The organism is Clostridium sp. (assembly GCF_036660475.1).
GTDB lineage: Bacteria > Bacillota > Clostridia > Clostridiales > Clostridiaceae > Clostridium_J.
In genome coordinates, this window is the sequence record NZ_JAVXAO010000006.1 from 1 (window position 1) to 11,658 (window position 11,658).

The window sequence follows — 11,658 nt, forward strand, 5'->3', positions numbered from 1 at the left end:
CCTATAAACTAGACACTTTTTTTATATGTGTCCGGTCTATAGGTACCATTTTATTGGTGAAATAAGGTTACCAACTGCTTTTTTTATTTGTAATTTTTAAATATAAATATGATTTAAAATTCATATCTATATTTAAAAGTTTAACGTTTTTTCAGAAAAATGAACTTAATATAATAATTATTATATTAATATCAAATAATATATTGAAAATTATGGTATAATTGCAATAAAAACTATGAGGATTTTATTATATAAACAATACGTACATTAAGTAGCGTGTAGGTACGGAAAATTTGATGATAATGTAAAATTTATTATATTGTTAATGTTAACAAATTTTAAAAACCTATATATGACATTTAAAGAACTTTCAAAACAGATAAGGAATTAATTCTAGAAAAATGGATTTCTATTATAGAAGGAGGTTTTTGTGTTGAAAAAAAATTACAAGAAAAAGAGGAAAGTATTAAAGATAAACAAAAAAAGGTTAATAATTTCTAGTTTTATAGTAATATTTATTGGTTTTAAATTATTTAATATCATATTTTCAAATGAAGATGTAAATGTACGAATGTTATCACCTAAAGATGAGACAAACTTAATACAAAAGGATAAAAAGGATGATAAAAAAAGGGTTGTTATAGATATAGGTCATGGTGGAAACGATGATGGTGCATCAAATCTTGTAAGTGGTAGTGTAGAAAAAGATGTAACTTTAGAGATTGGGAAAATGGTAATTTATAAATTAAAAAGGGACAAGTCCATAGAGGTTATAGCCACTAGAACAAAGGATGAATTTATATCTTTAGAAAATATAAACAGAATTGAACGGGAAAATAATGCTGACATTCTCGTATCATTGCATTGCAATGCTACGGAACCGGAGTTATCAGATATAAAAGGCATTGAAACTTTTTACTGGAGAGATGATGATGGGAAATCAATGAAGCTTGCAGAGAAAATCCAAGGGGGGATAATGTCAACAGTAGAAGCAGAGGACAGAGGTGTAAAACGTGAAGAGTATAAGATATTGAGAGAGTCTGAATGCCCTTCTGTGTTGATAGAAACTGGATTTCTTACAAATGATGAGGAGGAAAAGAATTTATTAAGTAATAGTTATCAGGATAAATTAGCAGAAGGAATAGTTAAGGGAATACAAGAATATTTTAAACCTTAGATTAAACTAAATAAATAGTTTTTTTATTTAATAATATGATAAAATTAAAAATACATAAATTTAAACCCATAAAATAGAATTTTAAATTTATGTATAAAATTTATAGATTAAATGTGTATATACACATATTAAAAGCATTATTAAGTTGGAGGAATTATATGAAAAATAATTTTGAGAGTTGGCTAAATAGTAAAATATTAAAGGATAGCATAGAAAATCCTAACATAGAAGTCGGTGAATTTACATATTACTCAGGATATTATCACAAAGAGAATTTTGAAGATATTTGTGTAAGATATCTATTAGGAGATGGAAGTACTAAAAGCTATAAAGAGATTTTTGGCCAGGACTTTCAGTGTGATAAATTAAAAATTGGCAAGTTCTGTTCAATAGCTTCAGGAGCTAGATTTATGTTGGCTGGGAATCAGGGCCATAACCATAAATGGATTTCAGCATATCCCTTTAATCCAAGTGTGTTTTCAAATGCGAAAGATGGGTTTCAAAGAAAAGGTTATACAGTTATAGGAAATGACGTTTGGATTGGGACAGAAGCAATGATTATGTCAGGAGTGAAAATTGGTGATGGTGCGGTAATTGGAACAAGGGCAGTGGTAACAAAGGACGTAGCTCCATATACAGTTGTAGTTGGTAACCCAGGAAAACTTGTGAAGAAAAGATTTTCCGAAGAACATATTAATAAGTTGCTAGAAATTAAATGGTGGGATTGGGAAATAGATACGATAAATGAAGCTTTGAGGTATATTTGCAGTGAAGATATAGATGGATTATATAATTTTCACATAAATAACAAATAATAAATAAGCATGATTTTAAAATTCTAGTAGTTAATACTAGAATGCAAAGTGAGAAATAGAAAGATATGCAAAGTGAGAAATAGAAAGACATCAGAAATGATGTCTTTTTGTATTTTAAATTATAAGTAAGTATAAAATAGTGTAGTTCTATGTAACAATAATTTGAGGATTGTAGACAATATGTAATTATTACTGTAAAATTGTAATTAATTAGAAAAATATAGAATACTTAGCACTTTAAATCAGAGGGGTAAAATATGGATGAAATATTTAGGATTTTAATTCAGAATTCAAGTATTCCAGTATGGATAAAAGACTTAGAACTAAATTATATATTTGTAAATAATAAATATAAAGAGATAACGAATAAAGTAAATGTAGACTTCATTGGTCTTAAAAATGAAGATATATTTGATGAGAATACATGCAATACATATAATGAAAGCTGCAGATTGGTAATGGATACATTAAAGGCTAAATCATTTTTTTATACTTAGATAGTGAATACAGAGAATGCAATATAGTACCAATAATAAATGATAATAAGGAGCTAGTTGCTATAGCAGGTATGGTTTATACAATCACATAAGCATACAAGGTAAAAGAAAAAGATATGGAATTGGAGAAACAAAGAAATCTAACGAATCAAATAATGGATATATTACCAGGGGTGATTTTCTATAAAGATGAAGATGGAAGATATATTTATGCAAATAAAGAATGTAGAGATTTCAATAAGTTAAGAGGAATAGATAATATAATTGGAAAAACTGATATTGAAATAAATCCAAACAAAAAGTTAGTAGAGAAGTTTTTACATGATGATGCAATAATATCAGGGACTAAAACAAGTATATTTAATGAAGTTATATTTGAAAATCCAGATGGAACAAAGAACTATAGAGAAGTTGTAAAGATGCCACTTATAGATGGTATAGGAAATATATTAGGAATAGTTGGGCGTTCTATAGATATTACTGAAAAAGTGATAGCTCAAGAAAGACTTAAATATCTCAGTTATACGGATATATTAACGGAAGTAAACAACAAAACTAGCTTTGAAGAGAGAGCCGAAGAGCTGAGTAAGGAGAGTTATTTACCATTAGGACTAATAATGGGAGATACTAATGGTTTTAATAGGATAATAAGAGCATCTAGCGAACTTCAAAATGTAGCACAAGGAGTTTTACACCATCATGAAAGAGGGGATGGAAAGGGATATCCAATGGGATTAAAGGGAGAGGAAATACCAATAATATCAAGGATTGTAAGTGTATCAGACGCCTATGACGTTGTGACAAATGATAGAATTTATAAGAAAGCAGTAAACAGTGAAGAATCTATTGAAGAGATTAAAAGATGTTCAGGTACTCAGTTTGATCCAAGAGTAGTGGAAGCATTTTTAGAATTTTTAAAGAGGTTGTAAGCAACATTGTTTTATCTTTAATCATTTAATACACTCCTTATAAAATATTAATTATATATTAGGTTATGAATAATTAGGAGTAGATAGTAAAAGTTTATTCCATTTCTAACAAAAGAAAAAATGGCTTAAACTATATGTTTAAGCCATTTTAAATGGTTGCGGGAGCAGGACTTGAACCTACGACCTTCGGGTTATGAGCCCGACGAGCTGCCAACTGCTCCATCCCGCGATATTAAGTTCTTAAGAAATCTCCTTAAGCTACTTCGTAAGTATAGTGTTATTATCCAAAGAAGTCAATGATATTAGTGAAAATAAATTTATATTTATTTTTAATTAAAATAAGCAACAATACTTTATTGGTAAATATATAAAATATTTATCAATAAGGTATTGCTGTTTGAATAATCATATTTTACACTTATTATATTATGTGGATATTTTTTCATGAGGAATGTGGATAAATATTGTTGCATATAAAAATAATTTTACCGTTGCAGTTGAAATTTTGAATTATAATTTCCAAATGAAGTGTACAAAATAAATTAACGGAGGTCTAATTTATGAATAAAGTCTTAGTGTTAGGTGGAAGTGGACTTGTAGGTAAGGCAATAATTAATGAATTAAATGGATGTAATGAATTTCAAGTATATGGAACATATTATAAACATCCTAAACTGATAGAGGGAAATATGAGCTTCAAATTAGATTTAGAGGATTTAGATAATGCTTACGATATGATAAGCACTTTAAAACCTGAAATTATAATATCATGCCTGAGAGGGGATTTTGACAAACAGTTAGTTTTCCATGAAAAAATTGCTGAATATCTTAAAGCTATTGATGGAAGACTATATTTTTTCTCGACTACAAATGTTTTTGATAATAATTTAATAAAACCACACTATGAGGATGAGTTTACAAATTCTTGTACTGACTATGGAAAATATAAAATAAAATGTGAAAAAATAATTTTAAAAATACTACAGAATAATGCTTGTATATTAAGGCTTCCACAGGTTTGGGGAAAAGATTGTGTACGAATGAAACAATTGAGAGAATCATTAATTAATAATGAAAAAATAGTTGTTTATCCTAAATTATTTTTAAATGTTGTTACAGATGTAATCATAGCAAAAAAAATAAGTTATATAATGGAAAATAAGATGAATGGTATTTTTCATATAGCAACAGAGGATATTCTTAACCATAAAGATTTTTTTGAAGACTTAGTAAGCGAGTTAGAATTCAACAATTCTAGAATTGAAGAGGATTTTGGTGAGGAAGGATACTTTGCAATCTTATCGAATAGAAGTAATGAATTTCCAAAGGAGTTAAGCATAACAACTAAGTCTGTAATTAAGGAATTAATTAGATAAGCATATGGAGGTGGCAATGTGATTAGAAAATACTATGGATACTATAATTCGCCTATTGGAATGGTAGAAATAATTGCTTCAGATAGAGCAATAATATCGGTTATGTTTGTAGATGAAGCAAAAGAAAATTTAGAAGAGACAGAGATTTTAAAGGAATGTATTAAACAACTTGATGAATATTTTAATGGTACACGAAGAGAGTTTGACATTGAGTGTGAAGTACAAGGAACGGAATTTCAAAAAAATGCTTGGAAGGCTTTGATGAAAATACCCTATGGGGAAACTTGGTCATATAAACAACAAGCGATACAAATAGGCAATGAAAAAGCAACAAGAGCAGTAGGCAATGCTAATAGTAAAAATTTAATAAGTATAATAATCCCCTGTCATAGGGTTATAGGAGCTAATAAGAGTTTAACAGGATATGCTGGTGGACTTAATAGAAAGCAGTGGCTTTTGCAGCATGAAAAAGGGAATACTTATTTTTAAAACTTCAGCACTAAAATTTCTAATATGATTGTAAAAGAGTTATTAACAATAAGGGTTTAATTTTATCATAGGGGGAAATATGAATAACCAAAGTGAAGTAAATAAAAGAGCATGGGAATATAGAGCATATGAATTTTGGGTGAAGAGTGATGGGTTGCCACAGGAACTGGCTAAAAAGATAATTGAGAATCCGATTTCTAGGCTTAAGAAACATGGAAAATATTTTTCTGATGTTAAGGATTTGAAAATTGCGAATCCATGTGGTTCAAATGGGAGGCGAGCTGTGGCATTAGCACTTTTAGGTGCAAATGTAACGGTATTTGATATATCAGAAGATAATAAAAAATATGCTATGGAATTAGCAGCTTGTTCTAATGTGAAGCTGGATTATATTGTTGGGGATTTATATGATATAGATATGAATAAGTATAAAAATTATTTTGATATGTTATATCTAGAAGGTGGAATACTTCATTATTTTCATGATATTGATAAATTTATGCAGATTTTATTCTCAGTGTTGAAACCAGGTGGACAAGTAGTATTAAATGACTTTCATCCATTTAGAAAAGTAATGCCAATTAACTTCTTTGAATCATCAGTTGATGATTATTTTGATACGGATATACACCAGGGAGATGTTGCATATAAAAGTATGTTAAATAAAGAAGAAGGTGAAGAGTTCCCAGATTGCTCAGTTAGATTATATAGTATTAGTGAAATTCTAAATTCAATGATAAGAAATGGATTTATAATTAAAGAATTTAATGAAGAGCCAAGTTGGACAAATAAAAGACTTCCAGGGGAAATTACAATTTATGCTATAAAATAATAAGGGATATGGAGGTGTTGATTTTATGAAATCTAGTGAATTATATAGTCATTTAGAAAAAGATTTTATCACGAAAGGTATGCGAGATGATTGGTCAAGATTCATGGGTCAAGTAGAAGAATATATTTCTATGAATTTCAAAGAAAGAAGTATGGGGATAGTATGCGATTTTTCGGATGAAATTAATAAAGTTTACTCTGCAGTGTTTCCTACTAAAGAAATACTGCAGAGTATTGTTGATGACGGAATAACAGATGCTATGCTATTTCTACACCATCCTTCTATTTGGGATATTAGAAGAAAAAAACCGTTCTATCAGATGGATAGAGCATTATTAGAAAAGTTTAGAGAAAATAGAATATCTATATACAATTTGCATGTGCCATTAGATAATTTTGGTGAATATTCGACAAGTAAAACTTTAGCAGATGCTTTAGATATAGAAATTGAAAAACCATTTAAGGCTTATTGTGGAGCTTTAAGTGGTGTGATTGGGAAAAGTAAGTATAAAACAATGGAGGGATTGCATAATAAGTTTTCAAAGGTATTGGGACATGATACAAGTCTTTACTTATATGGAGATAGTAATATAAAGGATGGAAGAATAGCTATTGTAGCAGGTGGAGGAAATAATAAAGATACTATTTATGAAATGATTGAAAATGATGTAAATATACTAATTACAGGTATTACCACTAATAATGAAAGCTATTCGGAAGTGCATAAACTTGAACAAAAGGAATGTATTAATGTTTTGGGAGGTACACACTATTCTACAGAAAAATTTGCATGTAAGAAGATGTGCGCTTACTTTGAAAAACTTGGACTTGTAGCTACATTTATTGAGGGCGAACCGGTATATGAGGATATGTAATGAGTAGTGAATAAATTTTTATTTTTAAATTATCTAAATAATTTATGTGCCATATTGCAAATAATATATAGTATAACCTAAGTATTTTAGGAAATAAAATAACTATATATTAATATGCAAGGATGGTGAACTAATGAAAAGTAATTGTAATACAGATTGGAAGTTTATAGCCGTAATGATGATTATATTAATAATTTTTATACCAATAGTATCTTTCTTAATGGTAATGTCTAGGGAAAATAATATTGTACAGTCAACTTTTATGGTGGATAGCATGGCTAATAATATTATTCCAAAGCCTTTAAATTATGAAGGTAGTGAAGGGAAATTTATACTTACAAAAGATACTTCAATTTATGTGAAAGGCAATAGTAAGGAGGAAACCAAGGAAATTAGTAAAATTGCAGAATTTATAAGAGGCAAACTGAAGACTTCAACGGGTTTCAAATTGAAAGTTATCGAAGGAGGAAATCCAGCACCAGGTAGTATTTACATGACGACTATAGGGGGGACAGAGGATCAAGGTAATGAAGGTTATAATATTATAACCACACCTGAAAGTGTGAAAATTACTGCATATAAGCCAGAAGGGCTTTCAAGGGGTGTTCAAACATTAAGACAGTTAATGCCACCGGCCGTTGATAAAACAACTGTGAGTAAAGGTGTAGAATGGAGTATCCCAGCTTCAACAATAAAGGATAAACCGGAATATAGCTACAGAGGATTAATGATTGATGTAGCTAGACACTTTTTTTCAGTAGATGAAGTTAAACGTCAAATTGATCTTGCGGCTCAGTATAAGATAAACAAGGTTCACTTACATCTTAGCGATGATCAAGGCTGGCGTTTGGAAATAAAAAAATATCCAGACTTAACTAAAATAGGCGGAAGTACAGAAGTCGGGGGAGGTCCTGGAGGATATTATACCCAAGATCAATTTAAAGATATGGTTGCATATGCTGCGGAGAGATATGTAGAAATAGTTCCTGAATTTGATATGCCAGGTCATACTAATGCTGCATTAGCTTCTTATGGATTTTTAAATCCAGATGGTAAAAAGAAACCTTTATATACTGGTACAAAAGTAGGATTTAGCACTTTTATGACTCATGATGAAAAAACCTATGAATTTATTGATGATGTAATTAAGGAAGTTTCTGCCATATCGCCTTCAAAATATTTTCAAATTGGAGGGGATGAAGCAGATGCTACTAAAAAGGAAGATTATGATTATTTTGTAGGTAGGGTAACTAAAATAGCTGAGAAATATGGAAAAATTCCAATAGGGTGGGACCCAATTGATACATCACCGGAGATAAATTCAAGTGTAATATTACAGAATTGGAAGGATTCTAATAAATCGGCAGTTGAGAAAGGAATGAAAATACTTGTTTCAATTGCATCAAAAACTTATTTAGATATGAAATACAACGAAAATACACCATATGGGCTAAACTGGGCAGGCTATATACCGATAGAAACTGCATATAATTGGGACCCTACTGACTATGCTCCAAAGGATTTAGTTTTAGGTGTAGAAGCACCACTTTGGACAGAAACTATTTCAACTCAAAATCAGATGGACTATATGATATATCCAAGGCTATTAGCTATGCTGAAATAGGTTGGACACCTAAAGTAGATAGAAATTGGGATGAATATAAAATAAGACTGGAAAGTCAAGGAGAAAGAATGAAGAATGAAGGAATAAATTACTATAGAGACGGTGCTTTATGGGAAATGGCTCAATAAATTGGTAACAATAATAATTTCTAAGGGTTTCATCAAGTATGGTGATTATGACTGTAAAATAAAGCGTATTTTCTAAGTGTTAGCAATTCAAAGTAATGGAATATAAGCTAAGAATCTTTTTATCAGCGAAATGGTAAAAAGATTTTTTAATACACTGCAATATTTTAGGAGGGTCATTCGTGTTAGTTATGAAAGGAGGTTGAAAATATGAATTATACATCTAATTTAAGTCCTTCAGATATTGAATATTTTGTAGAAGAGTATTCAAATATGATATTACGTATTGCAATGCATTATGTAAATAATAAGGTAGATGCAGAGGATATTACGCAATATGTATTTTTAAAACTTATAGAAAAAAAACCGAAATTTAAAGATGAAAATCATGAAAAGTCTTGGATAATAAGAGTTACAATTAACTTATGTAAGGACAATTTCAAGACAGCGTGGTATAGAAAAATTATACCTATAAATGATTCAATGATTTTTTCATCAATTGATCAAGAGGATAGCATCCTTGCTTATGTAAAAAAACTTCCAACAAATCAGCGGAATGCTATTTACCTATATTACTATGAAGAACTATCAGTCAGCGAAATTGCTAAAATTTTATCCGTAAAGGAGAACACTATAATGTCATGGCTCCATAGGGGGAGAGGTAAACTTAAAACTTTATTGAAAGGAGAGGTTCAATGGATATGAATATGAATAAATACAAGTCAGAACTAGATAATTTAACAGTGAGTGAAGCATTTAAGAATAGTACAAAGAAAATGCTAGTAGAAAATATGAATGAAATAGTTGCAAAAAGGACTATGAAGTCTAAAATAGTTAGAAGTCTAGCAACGGTAGCTGCAATACTAACTATTCTTATTAGTGGAACCTTTCTAATTAAATACCGTGAGTATACATCCGATATATCAAAACAGCCAACTAAACAAGAAGATTCAAATCCTAATTATATAATAGATAATGAGGTAAATAACGGACAACAGGAAGATAGTTTACCTTCAGAATTTGTACCAAAAGATAATCTTCCGATACTAGCAATGAATTATGGGGTGAAGGATGGAATGGGCTATGAAGCCTTAATGGCCTTTAATATTTCGGAATTGGAAAATGGAAATCCATGGACGAAAGATGCTAACATTGCATCCTTACCTGTTTTCAATAATGTTTCAAAAACAGATAAAAATGGTAAATATTTAGGGGGGATATCAAAGGATGAAATGAGGAAAATTGCTCAGACTAATGCAGAAGCACTAGGTATTTCTATAAATAATATTGAAGAAGATAACAACTATATAATAGCTAAATCTTCAGATGTTGAAATTACAGTAAATAAATCTGGTACTACTAAGATTTATTTTGTAACAGCGCCTAATATTTCAGCGGATGTATCCTTTGATAATGGGAATACAGTGAATGGTATAGATAGTGTAAAGAAAACTACAAGTATTTTACTGAATAAATTTAGCAATCTTACCAAGTTTCAAGCTCCAGTTTTAGCGGTTAGTGGGAGTTATACCTATGGGGAAAATTTTCTATGGGATTATAGTGGCTATGAAGGTAAAGGTGATTTAACCAATCAGATACTAAATTATAATTTTAAGAAAATAAGATTTTGTAGTAATGATTTTGGTAAGTTATTCATTATATGGATTGACAATGTAGATATATCCAGTAGTATTGGGGATTATCCGATAATTTCAAAAGAGGAAGCTAAGCAGTTATTATTAAAAGGTAATTATTCTACTTCAGTGCCAGAGAGGTTTCCAGGTGAAAACTATATTAGAAAGGTTGAGATAACTTACAATAAAGATAATTACAATGACGTATTTATTCCATTTTATAGATTTTATATTGAAATGCCTACCATGGAACAGAGTAATGGTCTTAAAACCTACGGGATCTACTATGTTCCAGCAGTTAAAGCAGAGTATCTAGATGAACTACCAAAGGCAGAAGTCCATTTTAATTAGCTGTAGTAGTTATATATTTTAGTTTGGTTGGATTTTAGTGTTATTTTGAAAAGATGAGACTAAATAATATATTTATCCCATATATATTAAGTATGGGGGGAATAATATGAAAAATAAGCAACCATTATTTATAATTAATTTATTAAGTTTCATATTTTTATTAATGTCATCTTTTATATTTGCTAAAAGTGGCAGTATGTTTAATACAAATGAAGTTATGGCTTTATTTATGCCTGCACCTTATGCATTTAGCATATGGATTTTGATTTACTCTTTACTTGGCACATGGGTAATAAAAGAATTCTTTGCAAATGCAATTGAAGAGGATATGTATGAATCGGTAGGATATTGGTTTGCAGCATGTATGGTTCTTACAGGACTAACTATATTGGTACCAATAAAATTATCGCCTATATTTATCATAGGAGCATTAATTACAGCTTTGATTATTTATAAGATTATAAGTGAAAGTGGTTTAAGTAAATACTTCAATGTTCCATTTTCTTTTTTGACAGCATGGCTATCTGTAGCAACTATTGCTAACATAAGCTTGGTGCTTAAAATCATGGGGGTAACAAAAATATTCGGAATAGGTGAAGTAGGGTGGGCTATCATATTGATTATAGTTGGAAGTGTGATTGCTATTTTATTTTCGATTATAAATCAAGATAACATATTCCCTTTAGTTTTCATTTGGGGATATGTAGCAATAGCAGTTGAGCAAAAAGAAATGAAAGTAATAGGCATAGTAGCCGTTGTAATGAGTACTATTTTGCTTATAACTATTATCTATAACTTATATAGGAAATATAATTTTACTAGGGTAATTAAAAAGAAATAAATTTTGCAGGAAAGTTACAAGGTATCATTTAAAAAACATTTATTTGTATTTTAAGATGATACCTTATTTTTATTAAATTAAGTTCATTATTACA

Annotated in this window: 11 protein-coding genes, 1 tRNA gene and 1 pseudogene; 12 read left to right on the plus strand and 1 reads right to left on the minus strand. The window is 29.6% G+C overall.

Translation table 11 applies throughout. The features are described from left to right. Window positions 1-433 precede the first annotated feature (433 nt). The 4 genes from RSA29_RS09440 (at window position 434) to RSA29_RS09455 (ending at window position 3,418) form a co-directional block, all read left to right on the plus strand. A complete protein-coding gene (locus tag RSA29_RS09440; protein WP_346944405.1) occupies window positions 434-1,177 on the plus strand; it encodes an N-acetylmuramoyl-L-alanine amidase in 744 nt (247 codons plus the stop codon). 158 nt (window positions 1,178-1,335) lie between these two features. Beyond that, window positions 1,336-1,992 (plus strand): CatB-related O-acetyltransferase, encoded by a 657-nt coding sequence (locus tag RSA29_RS09445; protein WP_346944406.1) that lies wholly within the window; start codon window positions 1,336-1,338, stop codon window positions 1,990-1,992. Between the two features lie 257 nt (window positions 1,993-2,249). Beyond that, entirely contained in the window at window positions 2,250-2,489 is a 240-nt protein-coding gene (locus RSA29_RS09450; RefSeq protein WP_346944407.1) for a hypothetical protein, read from the plus strand. A 116-nt stretch (window positions 2,490-2,605) separates the two neighbouring features. Beyond that, complete coding sequence (locus RSA29_RS09455; RefSeq protein WP_346944408.1) at window positions 2,606-3,418, plus strand: HD domain-containing phosphohydrolase; 813 nt, start codon at window positions 2,606-2,608, stop codon at window positions 3,416-3,418. A gap of 153 nt (window positions 3,419-3,571) precedes the next feature. On the opposite strand, the gene RSA29_RS09460 is transcribed toward RSA29_RS09455, so the two are convergent. Then, window positions 3,572-3,647, minus strand: a tRNA-Met gene (locus RSA29_RS09460). Between the two features lie 331 nt (window positions 3,648-3,978). Between RSA29_RS09460 and RSA29_RS09465 the strand changes: the two genes are divergently transcribed. From RSA29_RS09465 to RSA29_RS09500, 8 genes and pseudogenes are all read left to right on the plus strand, one after another. After that, the gene (locus tag RSA29_RS09465) at window positions 3,979-4,794 is read left to right on the plus strand and encodes a sugar nucleotide-binding protein (RefSeq protein WP_346943139.1); all 816 of its coding nucleotides are present in this window, start codon (window positions 3,979-3,981) and stop codon (window positions 4,792-4,794) included. A gap of 60 nt (window positions 4,795-4,854) precedes the next feature. After that, entirely contained in the window at window positions 4,855-5,283 is a 429-nt protein-coding gene (locus RSA29_RS09470; RefSeq protein ID WP_346943144.1) for a methylated-DNA--[protein]-cysteine S-methyltransferase, read from the plus strand. 79 nt (window positions 5,284-5,362) lie between these two features. Further along, window positions 5,363-6,115: a class I SAM-dependent methyltransferase gene (locus tag RSA29_RS09475; RefSeq protein WP_346943138.1), complete on the plus strand. Its 753-nt coding sequence runs from the start codon at window positions 5,363-5,365 to the stop codon at window positions 6,113-6,115. Between the two features lie 25 nt (window positions 6,116-6,140). Then, window positions 6,141-6,989, plus strand: a complete 849-nt coding sequence (locus tag RSA29_RS09480) for a Nif3-like dinuclear metal center hexameric protein (RefSeq protein WP_346943137.1) — start codon at window positions 6,141-6,143, stop codon at window positions 6,987-6,989. 133 nt (window positions 6,990-7,122) lie between these two features. Beyond that, window positions 7,123-8,741 (plus strand): annotated as a pseudogene (locus RSA29_RS09485) (family 20 glycosylhydrolase). Between the two features lie 207 nt (window positions 8,742-8,948). Then, window positions 8,949-9,443 (plus strand): sigma-70 family RNA polymerase sigma factor, encoded by a 495-nt coding sequence (locus RSA29_RS09490; RefSeq protein WP_346943136.1) that lies wholly within the window; start codon window positions 8,949-8,951, stop codon window positions 9,441-9,443. After that, entirely contained in the window at window positions 9,434-10,723 is a 1,290-nt protein-coding gene (locus RSA29_RS09495) for a hypothetical protein (protein WP_346943135.1), read from the plus strand. The genes RSA29_RS09490 and RSA29_RS09495 overlap by 10 nt, the downstream gene beginning before the upstream one ends. Window positions 10,724-10,829: 106 nt before the next feature. After that, entirely contained in the window at window positions 10,830-11,564 is a 735-nt protein-coding gene (locus RSA29_RS09500; protein WP_346943134.1) for a hypothetical protein, read from the plus strand. The last annotated feature ends 94 nt before the right edge of the window (window positions 11,565-11,658 follow it).

Coding starts and splice junctions, on each gene's coding strand:
- RSA29_RS09445 (WP_346944406.1), top strand. CDS start 1,336: ATGAAAAATAATTTTGAGAGTTGGCTAAATAGTAAAATATTAAAGGAT.
- RSA29_RS09450 (WP_346944407.1), top strand. CDS start 2,250: ATGGATGAAATATTTAGGATTTTAATTCAGAATTCAAGTATTCCAGTA.
- RSA29_RS09455 (WP_346944408.1), top strand. CDS start 2,606: ATGGAATTGGAGAAACAAAGAAATCTAACGAATCAAATAATGGATATA.
- RSA29_RS09465 (WP_346943139.1), top strand. CDS start 3,979: ATGAATAAAGTCTTAGTGTTAGGTGGAAGTGGACTTGTAGGTAAGGCA.
- RSA29_RS09470 (WP_346943144.1), top strand. CDS start 4,855: ATGGTAGAAATAATTGCTTCAGATAGAGCAATAATATCGGTTATGTTT.
- RSA29_RS09475 (WP_346943138.1), top strand. CDS start 5,363: ATGAATAACCAAAGTGAAGTAAATAAAAGAGCATGGGAATATAGAGCA.
- RSA29_RS09480 (WP_346943137.1), top strand. CDS start 6,141: ATGAAATCTAGTGAATTATATAGTCATTTAGAAAAAGATTTTATCACG.
- RSA29_RS09490 (WP_346943136.1), top strand. CDS start 8,949: ATGAATTATACATCTAATTTAAGTCCTTCAGATATTGAATATTTTGTA.
- RSA29_RS09495 (WP_346943135.1), top strand. CDS start 9,434: ATGGATATGAATATGAATAAATACAAGTCAGAACTAGATAATTTAACA.
- RSA29_RS09500 (WP_346943134.1), top strand. CDS start 10,830: ATGAAAAATAAGCAACCATTATTTATAATTAATTTATTAAGTTTCATA.